This is a genomic window from Pseudomonas costantinii (assembly GCF_001870435.1).
Lineage (GTDB): Bacteria > Pseudomonadota > Gammaproteobacteria > Pseudomonadales > Pseudomonadaceae > Aquipseudomonas > Aquipseudomonas costantinii.
In genome coordinates this window covers 138,780-154,259 of sequence record NZ_MDDR01000007.1, presented here as the reverse complement: position 1 = coordinate 154,259, position 15,480 = coordinate 138,780, and the positions used below count along the sequence as shown (strand labels likewise).

Below are 15,480 nucleotides of genomic sequence, written 5' to 3'. Positions count from 1 at the left end.
CCAGTGATTTCAGAAGTCAGAAACGGTTAATTGTCCTGCGCCTTGGCCGGGCCAAGACTGACGGCATTCCTTCTCTGTTTCCGGACGCCGTCGATGAATACCCCGTCACCCGTAAAGCTAACGCTAGTCATCGCCGGCGTCATCCTCTGTTGGGCGTATTCACCGATTGGTATACACATGGGGCTGCACAGCTATAGCCCTGGCCAGTTGGCGCTGCTACGGTTTTTGATCGCGTCGGTATTTATGGGCGGTGTGGCAGGGGTGGTGGGCATCGGCCGCCTGCATTTGCGGGATCTGCCGTGGCTGCTGGTGCTGGGTTTTTTCGGGGTGTTTCTACACCACACGAGCCTCAATTATGGGCAGCAATGGGTGACGGCAGCGGCGTCCAGTGTGCTGGCGCAGTCGGCGCCATTGTTCAGTGTGCTGATCGCGTTCTTTTGTTTGAAGGAGCGGGTCAGCATTTGGCGCTGGGGCTGCGTATTGCTGGGGTTGCTCGGCGTGCTGGTGGTGATCTGGGGTGATCATGGCGTGGGGGATATCGACCCGCGCGGCTTGCTGATCCTGCTGGCGGCGGTCTCGTGGAGCGTGTACTTCGCCATCCAGAAGCACTATGCCCATCGCTACAGCCCGTTGACCATGGCGTGCTACATGGTGTGGTCAGGCACCTTGATGTTGTGTATGAATTTGCCAGGTCTGCCTGCCGCCGTGGCGCAGGCACCGTTGCCGGAAAACCTGGCAGTGCTGGTGCTCGGTATTTTCCCCAGCGCCTTGGCGTACCTGGCCTGGGGTTATGTGTTGAAGCACGTCGACGTCAGCCGCGCCTCGGTGGCGATGTACCTGATCCCGCCGGTGGCCATGGTGATGGCCGCGACACTGTTGGGCGAGCACGTCGCCGTGCAGGTGATACTCGGCGCGGTGATCGTGCTGGCCAGCGTGGCGGCCATCAGCCTGGAAGGGCGCTGGCGGCGGCTATCAGTTTTCGCCCAGGCAAAGCACTCGCAGCCGGTGACCGTCGAGATCCTGGGCGACAAAGGTGTAGCCGAAGTCCAGGGTGGTCGGTGATTGGATGATGGTGGCGCCACGTTCTAGCCACTGATCGTGCAAGGTGTTCACGGCAGTGTTGTCAGGCACGGAAAATCCCAACTCACCGCCACCGCCCGTAATCTGGGCCGCAGGCTCCACGGTGTGACGCGACCACAGCCCAAGCTTTACGCCATTGTCGAGAATGAACAGGGCAAAGGTCGGGTTCAGTTCTACCGGAGGCTTGTCCAGCAGGCGGCTATAGAAGTTGGCGCTGTTGGCGGGGCTGTCGACGTACAGCAGGAAGTAATGGGCGACGGTGTTCATGCACGTTCCTTGAGAATGAGTGAGTAACGGCATCCAGTCTAAAAGCACGGGCTGTCAGTTCTTGTCAGGAGTCGGCAGGGCACGTGCATTTTCCCCTGTGTAGAGTTTGATGAGCTCGTCGATCTCCCCCGACATCTTCATCCGTAGCAGCGTGCGCAAGATTCGCTGCACCGGCACGTTGGGATCATTGCGTACGATGCAACCCAGGCTTTGCTCGTCGATCACTGCGACTTTGTGCAGTCGTTGGTCTGGCGGCAGGTTCAGGTTGAAGCGGTCCAGTATCCACTCATTGATGACTGCGTATTTGAAGCGCCCGGCGACCAGCTTCTGTAGGACCAGCTCTTCGCTACGGGCATCGTCGCGGGTGAGTTGGCCGTTAGCGAACAGTGGATCAAGGATGGCGTAGCGGTAGCTGAGCACCGTGCCGATCGACTGCGGCGCGAGCTTGTTCACTTGCACCGGTTGCGGTGCAGTGTGACGACCTGCCAGCACGTTACGCTGCACCATCAACGGCACGCTCCAGGTGTAATCGCCGGGCAGGTTGTCGAGCCAGGCCTGGGCGACATAACAGCGCACATCAATGTCGCCGTGCGCCATGGCACCGGCGATGCGCGCTCGTGCCAGTACGTGGAACTCGGCGGGGCGACCGACTTGGGTGGCCAGGCTCAACATCAGGTCATACAAAATGCCTTGGGTGGGCTGGGCGTCCGACAGTTGGGCCATGGGCATCGCCCAACTGTCGGAAACCGAGAAGCGCAACGGCGCGGGTGCCGCAAGGCTGGCAAGGGAAATCATCCATAAAGCGCCCAAGGCTACGCGCATAGACTCTCCGGGTTCAGGCCTTTGTGGGGCCATTCACGAGAGCTTAGTCAGATTAGACGAGCGTGCCGGATGCAATTTCCCCCTTGCTCCGCTAGCATTACCGGCTTCCGCTTCCCAGTTGCGACGGTTTTCGATGAGTTATCAGGTTCTTGCACGTAAATGGCGTCCGCGCTCGTTCCGCGAAATGGTCGGCCAGACCCATGTGCTCAAGGCTCTGATCAATGCCTTGGACAGCCAACGGCTGCACCATGCCTACTTGTTCACCGGTACGCGGGGGGTGGGCAAAACCACCATTGCGCGCATCATCGCCAAATGCCTGAACTGTGAAACCGGTATCACTTCGACGCCCTGCGGTACTTGCTCGGTGTGCCGGGAAATCGACGAAGGGCGCTTTGTCGACCTGATCGAGATCGACGCCGCGAGCCGTACCAAGGTCGAAGACACGCGTGAGTTGCTGGACAACGTGCAGTACGCGCCGAGCCGTGGCCGCTTCAAGGTCTACCTGATCGACGAAGTGCACATGCTCTCCAGCCACTCCTTCAACGCCCTGTTGAAAACCCTGGAAGAGCCGCCGCCCTACGTCAAATTCATCCTGGCTACCACGGATCCGCAGAAACTTCCTGCAACGATTTTGTCGCGGTGCCTGCAGTTCTCCCTGAAAAACATGACCCCTGAGCGGGTGGTCGAGCATTTGACCCATGTGTTGGGCGTCGAGAACGTACCGTTCGAAGACGACGCGCTGTGGTTGCTCGGGCGCGCCGCCGATGGTTCGATGCGCGATGCCATGAGCCTCACCGACCAGGCCATCGCCTTTGGTGAAGGCAAGGTCATGGCCGCTGATGTGCGTGCCATGCTCGGCACCCTCGACCACGGCCAGGTATTCGACGTGTTGCACGCGCTGATCGAAGGCGACGCCAAGGCGTTGCTCGAAGCCGTGCGCCACCTGTCGGAGCAAGGCCCGGACTGGAACGGCGTGCTCTCGGAAATCCTCAATGTGCTGCACCGCGTCGCCATCGCCCAGGCCTTGCCTGAAGGTGTCGACAATGGCCATGGCGACCGCGACCGTGTGCTGGCCCTGGCCCAGGCGTTGCCGGCTGAAGACGTGCAGTTCTACTACCAGATGGGCCTGATCGGTCGCCGGGATTTGCCCCTGGCGCCGGACCCGCGGGGTGGCTTCGAAATGGTTTTGCTCAGGATGCTGGCCTTCCGGCCCGCCGACTCGGCAGACGCGCCGAGACAGCCGCTAAAGCCAGTGGGGATCAGCCAGGCCACAGTTGATTCCGCCAAACCAGTGGCTGGTGCGGCAGTGGTCGCGCCAGTAGTTGCTGTGCCTGCGCCGGTTGCTCCGGCGCCGCAGCCTGAGCCTGAGCCTGTTGTTGCCGCGCCTAGGGTCGAGCCTGCGCCGGTTATCGAGCCAGAGCCAGAGCCTGCGCCTGCGCCGGTGGTCGACTTGCCCTGGAACGATCCGGTAGACGCCGAAGTCGAGTTGCAGCCCTTCGTTGAGCCTGTGCTCGAGACCGCCGGTGAGCAGCCTGAATTAACGCCAATGCCGACATCTACGCCCGACAGCGCTGTACCGGCGGCGCCTGAGTGGGTTTCTGCGCCTGTACCCGAGCCGACCGTCGCCCAGGTTGACGCCGCAACGCCAGGCATCGATCTCGACGACGAGCCGCCGCTGGACGAAGACTACATCGAGCCGGACATGGATTCGGCCTACAGTTACCTCGATGACCTGGCCAGCGAACACACCGCCGAGCCTGCTCCCGAGCCCGAGGCGGAGCCCGCTGCGGCCCCGGCCACCGGGTTGGCCCTGCAATGGCTGGAGCTGTTCCCGAAACTGCCGATTTCCGGCATGACTGGCAGCATCGCCGCCAACTGCACCTTGATCGCCGTCGAGGGTGACCACTGGTTGCTGCACCTGGACCCGGCCCACAGCGCCCTGTTCAACGCGACCCAGCAACGCCGACTCAATGATGCGTTGAACCAGTACCATGAGCGCACGCTGACCATCGCCATCGAGTTGATCAAGCCCGAGCAGGAAACCCCGGCCCAGGCCGCCACTCGTCGACGCATCAATCGCCAGCGTGAGGCCGAGGACTCGATCCATGCTGATCCGCTCATCCAGCAAATGATGCAACAGTTCGGCGCGGTCGTCCGTCACGATACTATTGAACCTGTCGAAGCCCCGGTGCCCCAAGCGTCATAACACCGGGCTACTAATTGATCCACGTACTTTTGAGGTGATTCCCATGATGAAAGGTGGCATGGCCGGCCTGATGAAGCAGGCGCAGCAGATGCAGGAAAAGATGGCCAAGATGCAGGAAGAACTGGCCAACGCCGAAGTCACCGGTAAAGCCGGTGGCGATATGGTCAGTGTGGTGATGACCGGTCGTCACGACATCAAGCGCGTGAGCATCGACCCAAGTGTATTGCCAGGTGTAGGCGAAGATGACCTGGAAATGCTCGAGGCGTTGTTCGCTGCGGCCGTCAACGACGCCGTGCGCAAGATCGAAGCCAACAGCCAGGACAAAATGTCCGGCGTGACCGCGGGCATGCAACTGCCGCCGGGCATGAAGCTGCCGTTCTGAGGTCAGCGTTAGCTAGAATGAAATGCTAGGCATCGCGCCTGGCATTTTTTTTGGTTACTCACCCCTCCGTAGCAGCTGTCGAGCGCCAGCGAGGCTGCGTTGGCCGCACCGCCCTCAACGAGCCAGGTGCATAATCGAGGCACGCCCCACGCAGCCTCGCTGGCGCTCGACAGCTGCTACGCAATGGTAACTTGGGGGTCTGCACCCAATACCGCTGAATTTAATCACCGATAGAGGAGCCCCGCTGATGACCCAAGAATCGACTCTGAACCAGCGTATCGTCCTGGTCTCACGCCCCCAAGGCGCACCGACACCGGAAAACTTCCGCCTGGAGCGCGTGAGCTTGCCGGAGTTGGCGGATGGCCAGGTCCTATTGAAGACGCTCTACCTGTCCCTCGACCCCTACATGCGCGGACGCATGAGCGACGCGCCGTCCTACGCGGCGCCGGTGGAAATCGACGAGGTGATGACCGGTGGGGCTGTCAGCCGTATCGAGCAGTCGCGTAACCCGAAGTTCGAAGTGGGGGACCTGGTGGTCGGTTCCACTGGCTGGCAGAGCCACAGCATTTCCGACGGTCGCAACCTGATACCGGTACCCAAAGGGTTGCCCAGCCCGTCAATGGCGTTGGGTGTGCTGGGCATGCCGGGCATGACGGCCTACATGGGCCTGATGGACATCGGTCAGCCCAAGGCCGGGGAAACCCTGGTGGTGGCGGCAGCGTCCGGCGCAGTAGGCTCGGTGGTGGGGCAGGTGGCCAAGCTCAAAGGCTTGCGCGTGGTGGGCATCGCAGGCGGGGCAGACAAGTGCCGCTATGTGGTTGACCAGCTGGGCTTTGATGCGTGCATTGATCACAAAAGCGCTGACTTTACCAATGAACTGGCTCTGGCCTGCTTCAAGGGCGTCGACATCTACTTTGAAAACGTCGGCGGCAAAGTTTTCGACGCAGTAGTGCCGCTGCTCAACCCCAAGGCACGGATTCCTCTGTGCGGCTTGATTGCCGGCTACAACGCCCACCTGCCCCCGAGCGGCCCTGATCGGTTGCCGGCGCTGCAGCGGACCTTGCTGACCAAGCGTGTGCGTATCCAGGGCTTTATCGTGTTTGACGACTATGGTGATCGTCAGCCCGAATTCCTCAGCGCCATGGCGCCGTGGGTGCGTGATGGCAAGATCAAGTTCCGCGAAGACGTGGTCGAGGGCCTGGAACAAGCACCTGAAGCTTTTATCGGTTTGCTCGAGGGGCGCAACTTCGGCAAGTTGGTGGTGCGGATCGCGCAGGATTGAGCATTTGACGCTAATCCGGGGCGCGGGTATAAACCGCGTCTCGTTGTTTTGTCGGACCCTTCGCCCATGAGCTTCAGCCCCCTGATTCGCCAACTGATCGACGCCTTGCGCACCTTGCCGGGCGTGGGCCAGAAAACTGCCCAGCGTATGGCCTTGCAACTGCTGGAGCGTGATCGCAGCGGCGGCACCCGGTTGGCCCAGGCCTTGAGCCAGGCCATGACCGGTGTAGGTCATTGCCGCCAGTGTCGCACCCTTACCGAAGAAGAACTCTGCCCGCAATGCGCCGACCCGCGCCGCGACGACACGTTGCTGTGTGTGGTGGAAGGGCCAATGGACGTGTACGCGGTGGAGCAGACCGGCTATCGCGGGCGCTACTTCGTGCTCAAGGGGCATTTGTCACCGCTGGACGGCCTGGGGCCGGAAGCTATCGGTATTCCGCAGTTGGTGGCGCGCATTGAAGAGCAGGGCACGTTTACTGAAGTGATCCTGGCGACCAACCCGACGGTAGAGGGTGAGGCGACTGCGCATTACATTGCCCAGTTGCTGAGCAATAAAGGCCTGATCACCTCGCGTATCGCTCATGGTGTGCCGTTGGGTGGCGAGTTGGAGTTGGTGGACGGCGGGACGCTGGCGCATTCCTTTGCAGGCCGCAAACCAATCGCTCTGTAAGCCACACCACATTTAACTTCAGTCGTCCTTGATGTCGGCGTACGGCTTGATAACCAAGCAAGCGCTTGGTAATTTCGCTCCACCTCACCGTGGAGCTTGCCGATGTCTGCCTATCAGGACTACTTCGACCCCAGCCACCAATTGGTCCGCGACAGCGTGCGCCGTTTTGTCGAGCGTGAAATGCTGTCGGGCATTGAGCAATGGGAGGAGGCTGAGAGCTTTCCTCGCGAGCTGTACCTCAAGGCGGGCGCGGCGGGGATCCTTGGTATTGGTTACCCCGAAAGCCTCGGCGGCAGCCACGAAGGCGACCTGTTCGCTAAAGTCGCCGCCAGCGAAGAGCTGATGCGTTGTGGGTCCGGTGGTGTGGTGGCCGGGTTGGGTTCGCTGGATATCGGCCTGCCACCCGTCATCAAATGGGCACGCCCCGAGGTGCGCGAGCGTGTCGCGCCCCAGGTGTTGGCCGGCGAAAAGATCATCGCCCTGGCCGTCACCGAGCCGAGCGGCGGTTCCGATGTGGCCAATCTGCAAACCCGCGCCATCCGTGATGGCGACCATTACCGCGTCAGCGGCAGCAAGACCTTCATCACCAGCGGTATTCGCGCCGACTTCTATACGGTTGCCGTGCGCACCGGCGGGCCAGGCTTTGGCGGTATCAGTCTGTTGCTCATTGAAAAAGACACCCCAGGTTTCACCGTCGGCCAGCCCCTGAAAAAAATGGGCTGGTGGGCGTCGGACACGGCTGAGTTATTTTTCGATGATTGCCGGGTGCCGTTGGGTAACCTGATCGGCGCCGAGAACATGGGCTTTGCCTGCATCATGGGCAACTTCCAGAGCGAGCGCCTGGCGCTTGCCTTGATGGCCAACATGACCGCACAGCTGGCGTTGGAAGAAAGCCTCAAATGGGCCGCGCAGCGCGAAGCGTTTGGCAAACCCATTGGAAAATTCCAGGTGCTCAAGCATCGATTGGCAGAGATGGCCACAGCCGTGGAAGTGTCCCGGGAGTTTACCTACCGCCAGGCGGCGAAGATGGCTGCCGGCATCAGTGTGATCAAGGAAATTTCCATGGCCAAGAACCTCGCCACCGACACTGCCGACCGCGTCACCTACGATGCCGTGCAGATCCTCGGCGGCCAAGGCTATATGCGCGGCAGCCTGGTGGAGCGGCTGTATCGCGACAACCGCATCCTGTCCATCGGTGGGGGCACCCGTGAAGTGATGAATGAAATCATCAGCAAACAGATGGGGCTTTGATTATTGCTCGCTCAACGCAAACTGCGTCAGGCAAAACGTCGGAATACCCATGTCTTGCAGGCGCTGTGAGCCGCCCAGCTCCGGCAGGTCGATGATCGCCGCCGCTTCGAAGATATTCGCGCCCATTCGGCGTACCAGGTTCGCCGCGGCGATCAAGGTGCCGCCGGTGGCGATCAGGTCATCGAACATCAGCACCGAGTCGCCTTCGCACAGGCTGTCGGCGTGCACTTCGAGGAAGGCTTCGCCGTATTCGGTCTGGTAACCCTCGGCCAGTACGTCAGCCGGCAGCTTGCCCTGCTTACGGAACAGGATCAGCGGTTTGTTCAGTTGGTAGGCGATGATCGAGCCGATCAGGAAGCCCCGGGCATCCATCGCGCCGATGTGGCTGAAGTCGGCCTCGACGTAGCGATGGGCAAAGCTATCGGCCACCAGGCGCAGGGCGCGGGGCGATTGGAATAGCGGCGTGATATCACGAAAGATCACCCCAGGCTTGGGGAAGTCGATGACGGGGCGGATCAGGGATTTGATGTCGAACGAATCGAAGGTCATCGTCGAAGAGTCCTGGGGGCGGAAAACGGACTCGAAGTATACCTGCGGCCTCGCCGATTGGCGCGACCGCAAGTGTCTGGATCAGCCGTCGAGGGTGCCGCCAGCCAATGCACACAGCTGGATCGGGTCGAGGATATGCACTTCCTTGCCTTCGGCGGCAATCAGCTCGTTTTGCTGGAAGCGGGTAAACACGCGGGACACGGTTTCCACTGCCAGGCCCAGATAATTGCCGATTTCATTGCGCGACATGCTCAGGCGGAATTGGTTGGCCGAGAACCCACGGGCACGGAACCGTGCGGACAGGTTGACCAGGAAGGTGGCGATGCGTTCGTCGGCGGTTTTCTTCGACAACAGCAGCATCATCTGTTGGTCGTCACGAATCTCGCGGCTCATTACGCGCATCAACTGGCGACGCAGTTGCGGCAGTTGCAGGGCCAACTCATCCAGGCGCTCGAAGGGGATTTCGCACACCGATGTAGTCTCCAGGGCCTGAGCCGACACCGGGTGAATCTCGGTGTCCATGCCTGACAGCCCGACCAGCTCGCTGGGCAAGTGGAAGCCGGTGATCTGCTCTTCGCCGCTGTCGCTCAGGCTGAACGTCTTCAACGCCCCCGAACGGACAGCATAGACGGAGTCAAACTTGTCGCCTTGGCGAAACAGAAACTCGCCTTTTTTCAGCGGGCGACCGCGTTTAACGATTTCGTCCAACGCATCCATGTCTTCCAAATTCAACGAAAGTGGCAGGCAGAGGGGGGCCAGGCTGCAATCCTTGCAATGGGCCTGGCTGTGAGCGCGCAGTTTAACTGGCTCGGACATTTCTTAAATCCTTGTGGGAAAACACACATAAGACGTAAGGGTAACGCACCGGGGGGCGATGAGGCCAGCGTGTACAAAAAAGCAGCAACGGTATAAAGGTTTTTGTATCGGTGCCGATACATTGATGTCTCTCTATGAGCTGGAGCTCAGATCATGTCAGTCAGCACAGTCCAAAACCCGCTTATCAATGTGTCGGCGGTATCGGTTTGGAAGGCCTCCGATGCGGCCAAGGATAAAGACGCAGCCACCAAAAACCCGGTGCCTGAAGCCAAGACTGCTGAACCCAAGACCACCGAAGGCGTGAAGGTGACTATTTCCGGTAAGGGGATGGGCGCCTCCCAGGCCGAACAATCTCCCAACAGTGATATCGACAACAGCAGCCTGAGCGACAGCACCAAGCAGTTGCTGAAAATGATCCGCGAACTGAAAAAGCAGATCGCCGAAAAGATGGCTGAACTCGCTGCGGCCGCGGCTGACACGTCCATGACCCCGGAAGCGCGCTTGATCAGGGTCGGAAACTTGCAAGCTGCCGTGTCGACATTGCAGGCCGGCCTAGTCACGGCTCAGACGCAATTGGGCAAGGCTCTTAAAGACGAGCCGCCTGCGGCTCAGCTGGAAGCCATGAGCCTGGCGGCGAGGTAACGGCGTTCAGATCACCCGTGAAAATCGTTGCCTGTTCTGGTGCTCCAGGTAGGCATCGAACACCATGCACACCGAACGCACCAGCAAGCGCCCGGCAGGTAATACGCGAATGCCTTGGGCGTCCAGCTCGATCAAGCCATCTGCGGCCATCGTCTCCAGCTGCGGCCATAGTTCGTCGAAATAGCCGCGAAAATCGATGTTGAAAGCCTGTTCGATCCGCTCGAATCCCAGGCTGAAATTGCAGATCAACTGCTGAATCACTTCCCGTCGCAAGCGATCATCCGTGGTGCAGACCAGGCCGCGGCTGGTGGCCAATTGCGCCCCGGCAAGGGCGTTCTGGTACTGATTGAGGTCGCTGCTGTTCTGGCAATACAGGTCGCCAATCTGGCTGATCGCCGACACACCTAAGCCAATCAGATCGCAATGCCCGTGGGTGGTGTAGCCCTGGAAATTGCGCTGCAGCGTGCCTTCTTCCTGGGCAACGGCCAGTTCGTCATCCGGCAGGGCGAAGTGGTCCATGCCGATGTAGCGATAACCGGCTTGGGTCAACTGCTCGATGGTGGTTTGCAGCATCAGCAGTTTTTCTGCCGGGGAGGGCAGGTCGTCGGTGTTGATCCGCCGCTGGGGCATGAAGCGCTCCGGCAGGTGCGCATAGTTGAACACTGACAGGCGATCAGGTTGCAGCCTGATTACTTCCTCGACCGTGCGTGCGAAATTCAGCGGCGACTGCTTGGGCAGGCCGTAGATAAGGTCGATATTGATCGAACGAAACTGCAGGGTGCGCGCCGCATCGATCACCGCGCGGGTTTCTTCCAGGCTTTGCAGGCGGTTGACCGCGCGTTGCACCTCGGGGTCGAGGTCTTGCAGGCCGATGCTTACTCGGTTGAAGCCCAGTTCGCGTAGTAGGCCCATGGTTGCCCAGTCGGCTTCACGTGGGTCGATTTCTATACCGTAGTCGCCGGAATCATCGTCGAGCAAATTGAAATGTTGGCGCAGGCGCGTCATCACTTGGCGCAGTTCGTCGTGACTGAGGAAGGTCGGGGTGCCGCCGCCGAAGTGCAGTTGCTCTATCGGTTGTTTGGGATCGAGGTGGCAAGCCACCAGTTGGATTTCCTGCTCCAGGCGTTGCAGGTAGGCCTGGGCACGGCCTCGGTCCTTGGTGATGACCTTGTTGCAGGCGCAGTAGTAGCAAATGTTCGCGCAGAACGGCACATGCACATACAGCGACAACGGCCGCGCGGCCTTGCGGCTGTCGCGCAGGGCGTGGAACAGGTCGAAGGTGCCGACCTGGCTGTCGAATTGTACGGCGGTGGGGTAGGACGTATAGCGCGGCCCCGCCAAGTCGTAGCGGTGAATCAAATCAGTGTCCCAACGAATGGCGTCGAGCATGCGGGCGGTCCCCCGGATTGGCTAGTGGGCCGAGTCTAGGGGCGCGCCGCAGGTGGCATCTTGATTTGCATCAACGGGGAGCGGCGCTATGCCACATGGCCCATTAGCCAGTGCTGGTGCGGGCCAGGCAACGTCCATATTCCGAAGAGAATCACCAGCAAGCCGCCCGCCATGCGCACACTGCGTTTGCGCAACAGTGCGGTGACGCGTTCGGCAGCCAAACCGGTCGCCAGCAGCACCGGCCAAGTGCCCAAGCCAAACGCCAGCATCAGCAATGCACTGTCCAGTGCATTGCCCTGGCTGGCCGCCCACAGCAGGGTGCTGTAGACCAACCCGCACGGCAACCAACCCCAGAGTGCGCCCAGCAGCAAAGCGCGGGGCAGGCTGGACACCGGCAGCAAACGGTTGGCGACGGGGTGGATATACCGCCACAGGCCGCGACCGAGGCTTTCGATACGGGTGAGGCCGCTCCACCAGCCGGCGAGGTACAGCCCCATGCTGATCAGCAGCAACCCGGCCAGCACGCGCATGAACATCGCCGCCGGGCTGTTGGCCACTGCCCAGCCGGCGAGGCCGATCAATAACCCTGCGCTGGCATAGCTGAGGATGCGTCCCAGGTTGTACGCCAGCAGCAGGCGAAAGCGGCGGCTGCGTTGTTCCTTGGGGATCGCCAGGGTCAGCGCCCCCATCAGGCCGCCGCACATGCCCAGGCAATGGCCGCCCCCCAGCAGGCCGAGGATCAACGCCGAGACCAGCAGTGGCGCGAGTTCAAGCATGGGGTGGCTCTTTGGGCGTGGGTGGTTGCTCGGGGCCGTTGGCTTCGTCGACGGCGGCCAAGTGGTTTGGGTCCTGATCGTCGAACAACACGCTGTGGGCCGGGCCGTCGAGGTCGTCGTATTGGCCGCTGTCCACTGCCCAGAAGAAGATGTAGATGGCGACACCCACTAACAGCAGCGCCGCTGGAATCATCACGTATAGAGCTGGCATCTGCACTCCAGGCCCGCGCGGCTCAAGCCGGCAGCGGGCGGGCTACTAGGGTGGCACTTTTAGTCTGCGCACTCGGCAGGCGAGTCAGGCGCAGGGCATTGAGCACCACGGTCAACGAACTGAGGGACATGCCGATCGCCGCCCAGATCGGAGTGATCCAACCGAGGGCGGCAAACGGCAGCATAAGGCCATTGTACAGCCCGGCCCACAGCAGGTTTTCAATGATCACCCGGCGGGTACGCCGTGCCAGGGTAAAGGCTTGCACCAGGGCGTCCAGACGGTTGGACAGCAGCACCGCATCGGCGCTGGTTTTCGCAAGGTCCGTGGCCGAGCCCATGGCCACGCTGATATCGGCGGCGGCGAGGACGGGCACATCGTTGACCCCATCGCCGAGCATCAGCACTTTGCGGCCTTCTTTGTGCAACTGCTGCAGTATCTGCAGTTTGTCGTCGGGGCGTAGGCCGCCGTGGGCTTCGTCGATGCCCAGTTCCGCGGCGACACTGGCGACCATCGGCGAACTGTCCCCTGACAGCAGCAGTGTGCGCCAGCCGCGGGCCTTGCAGGCGGCCAGCAAGGCCGGGGCATCAGTGCGCAGGCGATCATCCAGCACGAACCAGGCGAGGGCGCCTTCGCGGTCGCCCAGCAGTAGCCATTGCCCGGCTTCGCCCGGTGAGGTGGGGATAGGGCAACCGCTCGGTTCGCACACAAAGGCGGGCTGGCCGATGCGCAACTGGCGTTCACCCACGCGACCTTCCAGCCCCAGGCCTGGGAAGCTGAGCACTTCATCGGCCGCCAGCGGCGCACGCCCGAAGGCGCGGGCGATGGGGTGTTCGGAGCGGTTTTCCAGGGCGGCGGCGAGGCTCAGGCATTCATCGCTGTTCAGTGCACTCAAAGGGCGGATTGCACGTAATGCGAGTCGACCTTCAGTCAGGGTGCCGGTTTTGTCGAAAATCACCGTGTCGATCTGGTTAAGGCCTTCCAGCACATGTCCACGGGTCAGCAGCAGCCCGAGTTTGTGCAGGGTGCCGGTGGCAGCAGTGAGAGCAGTCGGTGTAGCCAGGGACAGCGCGCAAGGGCAGGTGGCTACCAGCATTGCCAGCACAATCCAGAACGCCCGCGATGAGTCCAGCTCCCACCACAATAGGCCGATCAGCGCCGCCGCGATCAGCGAGCACAGCAGGAACCATTGCGCAGCGCGGTCGGCGATTTGTGCCAGGCGCGGTTTCTCCGCTTGGGCGCGCTCCAGCAGGCGCACGATAGCGGAGAGGCGCGTGTCATGACCCAAGGCGCGGACTTCGACGGTCAATGCGCCTTCGACGTTGAGCGTGCCGGCAGTGACGGTGTCGCCGACATGGCGGGGTTGCGGCAAGTATTCGCCCGTCAGCAGGGACTCATCGATGCTGGATTGGCCGTCGAGGATCACCCCGTCCGCCGGCAGTACGGCGCCCGGATGCACCAGCACCCGGTCGCCCAACGCCAATTCACTCAACAAGATGCGCTCGCTTTGACCATCGCCTTTCAAGCGCAGGCATGAGGCGGGCAGCAGATTGACCAATTGGGCAGTCGCGGCGGCGGTGCGTTCCCGGGCGCGGCGTTCCAGATAGCGGCCCGCCAGCAGGAATAGGGCGAACATACCGACGGCGTCGAAGTACAACTCGCCCACACCGGTAATCGCGGTCCAGATGCCTGCCAGGTACGCACCGCCAATCGCCAGCGACACCGACACATCCATGGTCAGGTGGCGTGTGCGTAAGTCGCGCAGGGCACCTTTGAAAAACGGCGCACAGCTGTAGAACACGATGGGTGTTGTCAGAAACATTGCGACCCAGCGCAGGATGACGTGCAACTCCGGGCTCAGGTCGATATTGAATTCCGGCCAGGTGGCCATGGTCGCCATCATCGCCTGGAACCACAGCAATCCCGCCACGCCCAGTTGTCGCAAAGCCAGGCGGTTTTCGTTGGCCAGTTGCTCGGCCGCGCGATCAGCCTGATAGGGGTGGGCGGCATAGCCGATATGGCGTAGCTCGCTGAGCAACTGGCTCAACGGCAATTGCGCGTCAGCCCAACGTACACTCAAGCGGTGGTTGGACAGGTTCAAGCGCGCCTCCGCCACGGCGGGCAGGCTGCGCAGGTGTTTTTCGATCAGCCAGCCACAGGCGGCGCAGCTGATACCTTCCATCAACAGGGTGGTTTCGGCGAGTTCGCCTTCATGGCGCACAAAGGGTTTTTGCACGTCGGCGCGGTCGTACAGCGCCAGTTCATCCACCAATTGCACCGGCAGCGCTTCGGGGTTGGTCGAGGCTTCGCTGCGATGCTGGTAATAACTTTCCAGGCCTGCGGACACAATCGCGTCGGCCACCGCCTGGCAGCCAGGGCAGCACAGTTCGCGACGCTCGCTGAGAATCACGGCGGTAAACCGGCTGCCCGGAGGGACGGGCAGGGCGCAGTGGTAGCAGGGGGTTGGGCTGGTCATGGGTATGGATCTTAGTCGGCTGGGAGGGCCTCGTCGCGGGCAAGCCTGGCTCCCACAGGAGACCGCGATCCAATGTGGGAGCGGGCTTGCCCGCGATGCGCGAAGCGCAGGCTTTTTACTTATTCAGGTCTTCAGCACCCTGCAATGGCTCATCACCCAGCAGCAAGTCCTTGTCGTGGCTGACCAGCTCTTCTTCAAACATGCGCCAGGTCTTGTCACCTTCCACGCCGAGCAATTCCACGAAGCGCCGGCCTTCGACCTTGTCGGTAACCTGGCCGATGTAGCGGCCGTGTTCGCTGTCGCTGCGGCTCAGGATGATCTTGCGATCCTTCTCCGGCTGGGTCGGGGAGATCAGGTTCAGTTCCAGGGTGCTCGGATTGCTGTTACCGGTGAGGTGCAGTTCAACCTCGCCAGTCAGTTCGTCCAGGTGCACCTTGGCACGCAGTTGCAGGGTCTGGGCCAGCAGTTCACGGTCCAGGGAGCGGTTGATACCTTTGCCGGCCTCGTAGTAGTTGTCGTTGACCAGGTTGTCGGGGTTGTTCACCGCGATGGTCACCATGGACAGGGTCAAGGTCACCGAGCAGGTCAGGATCCCAATGATGATCCAGGGCCAGAGGTGTTTGTACCAGGGGCTTGCGGCAGTTGCTGCGGGCATTATTGGGCTC

At 61.4% G+C, this 15,480-nt stretch carries 16 protein-coding genes; 7 read left to right on the top strand and 9 right to left on the bottom strand.

What is annotated here, in order from left to right:
- Window positions 1-93: 93 nt before the first annotated feature.
- Window positions 94-1,062, top strand: coding sequence for a DMT family transporter (locus BFL40_RS05700; protein WP_071483027.1), 969 nt, complete (start codon window positions 94-96; stop codon window positions 1,060-1,062).
- On the opposite strand, the gene BFL40_RS32765 is transcribed toward BFL40_RS05700, so the two are convergent.
- Together BFL40_RS32765 and BFL40_RS05690 are read right to left on the bottom strand one after the other, a co-directional pair.
- Window positions 973-1,347, bottom strand: coding sequence for a VOC family protein (locus BFL40_RS32765; protein ID WP_074851583.1), 375 nt, complete (start codon window positions 1,345-1,347; stop codon window positions 973-975). The two genes, BFL40_RS05700 and BFL40_RS32765, sit on opposite strands and share 90 nt — an antisense overlap.
- Window positions 1,348-1,401: 54 nt before the next feature.
- Window positions 1,402-2,169, bottom strand: coding sequence for a substrate-binding periplasmic protein (locus tag BFL40_RS05690; RefSeq protein ID WP_071483025.1), 768 nt, complete (start codon window positions 2,167-2,169; stop codon window positions 1,402-1,404).
- 133 nt (window positions 2,170-2,302) lie between these two features.
- Between BFL40_RS05690 and dnaX the strand changes: the two genes are divergently transcribed.
- The 5 genes from dnaX (at window position 2,303) to BFL40_RS05665 (ending at window position 7,959) form a co-directional block, all read left to right on the top strand.
- Window positions 2,303-4,375 carry a DNA polymerase III subunit gamma/tau gene (gene dnaX, locus BFL40_RS05685; protein WP_071483024.1) on the top strand — a complete coding sequence of 691 codons (2,073 nt, stop codon included), beginning with the start codon at window positions 2,303-2,305 and terminating at the stop codon, window positions 4,373-4,375.
- Between the two features lie 43 nt (window positions 4,376-4,418).
- Window positions 4,419-4,757: a YbaB/EbfC family nucleoid-associated protein gene (locus BFL40_RS05680; protein ID WP_003193199.1), complete on the top strand. Its 339-nt coding sequence runs from the start codon at window positions 4,419-4,421 to the stop codon at window positions 4,755-4,757.
- A 247-nt stretch (window positions 4,758-5,004) separates the two neighbouring features.
- Window positions 5,005-6,039: an NADPH-dependent curcumin/dihydrocurcumin reductase gene (gene curA / locus BFL40_RS05675; protein WP_071483023.1), complete on the top strand. Its 1,035-nt coding sequence runs from the start codon at window positions 5,005-5,007 to the stop codon at window positions 6,037-6,039.
- Window positions 6,040-6,105: 66 nt separating this feature from the next.
- Window positions 6,106-6,708: a recombination mediator RecR gene (recR, locus tag BFL40_RS05670; RefSeq protein WP_065873846.1), complete on the top strand. Its 603-nt coding sequence runs from the start codon at window positions 6,106-6,108 to the stop codon at window positions 6,706-6,708.
- A gap of 102 nt (window positions 6,709-6,810) precedes the next feature.
- A complete protein-coding gene (locus BFL40_RS05665) occupies window positions 6,811-7,959 on the top strand; it encodes an acyl-CoA dehydrogenase family protein (protein ID WP_071483022.1) in 1,149 nt (382 codons plus the stop codon).
- On the opposite strand, the gene BFL40_RS05660 is transcribed toward BFL40_RS05665, so the two are convergent.
- Complete coding sequence (locus BFL40_RS05660) at window positions 7,960-8,508, bottom strand: adenine phosphoribosyltransferase (RefSeq protein WP_071483021.1); 549 nt, start codon at window positions 8,506-8,508, stop codon at window positions 7,960-7,962.
- 81 nt (window positions 8,509-8,589) lie between these two features.
- Window positions 8,590-9,324, bottom strand: a complete 735-nt coding sequence (fnr, locus tag BFL40_RS05655; RefSeq protein ID WP_071483020.1) for a fumarate/nitrate reduction transcriptional regulator Fnr — start codon at window positions 9,322-9,324, stop codon at window positions 8,590-8,592.
- Between the two features lie 153 nt (window positions 9,325-9,477).
- Here fnr and BFL40_RS05650 point away from each other — a divergent pair, with 153 nt between their 5' ends.
- Entirely contained in the window at window positions 9,478-9,966 is a 489-nt protein-coding gene (locus BFL40_RS05650; protein ID WP_071483019.1) for a hypothetical protein, read from the top strand.
- Between the two features lie 6 nt (window positions 9,967-9,972).
- On the opposite strand, the gene hemN is transcribed toward BFL40_RS05650, so the two are convergent.
- From hemN to BFL40_RS05625, 5 genes are all read right to left on the bottom strand, one after another.
- Window positions 9,973-11,355, bottom strand: coding sequence for an oxygen-independent coproporphyrinogen III oxidase (gene hemN, locus BFL40_RS05645; protein ID WP_071483018.1), 1,383 nt, complete (start codon window positions 11,353-11,355; stop codon window positions 9,973-9,975).
- An 86-nt stretch (window positions 11,356-11,441) separates the two neighbouring features.
- Complete coding sequence (locus BFL40_RS05640) at window positions 11,442-12,131, bottom strand: sulfite exporter TauE/SafE family protein (protein WP_071483017.1); 690 nt, start codon at window positions 12,129-12,131, stop codon at window positions 11,442-11,444.
- The gene (ccoS, locus tag BFL40_RS05635; RefSeq protein ID WP_071483016.1) at window positions 12,124-12,342 is read right to left on the bottom strand and encodes a cbb3-type cytochrome oxidase assembly protein CcoS; all 219 of its coding nucleotides are present in this window, start codon (window positions 12,340-12,342) and stop codon (window positions 12,124-12,126) included. Before ccoS ends, BFL40_RS05640 begins: the two co-directional genes overlap by 8 nt.
- A 22-nt stretch (window positions 12,343-12,364) precedes the next feature.
- Window positions 12,365-14,815 (bottom strand): heavy metal translocating P-type ATPase, encoded by a 2,451-nt coding sequence (locus BFL40_RS05630; protein WP_071483015.1) that lies wholly within the window; start codon window positions 14,813-14,815, stop codon window positions 12,365-12,367.
- A 115-nt stretch (window positions 14,816-14,930) separates the two neighbouring features.
- Entirely contained in the window at window positions 14,931-15,470 is a 540-nt protein-coding gene (locus BFL40_RS05625) for a FixH family protein (RefSeq protein WP_071483014.1), read from the bottom strand.
- Window positions 15,471-15,480 lie beyond the last annotated feature (10 nt).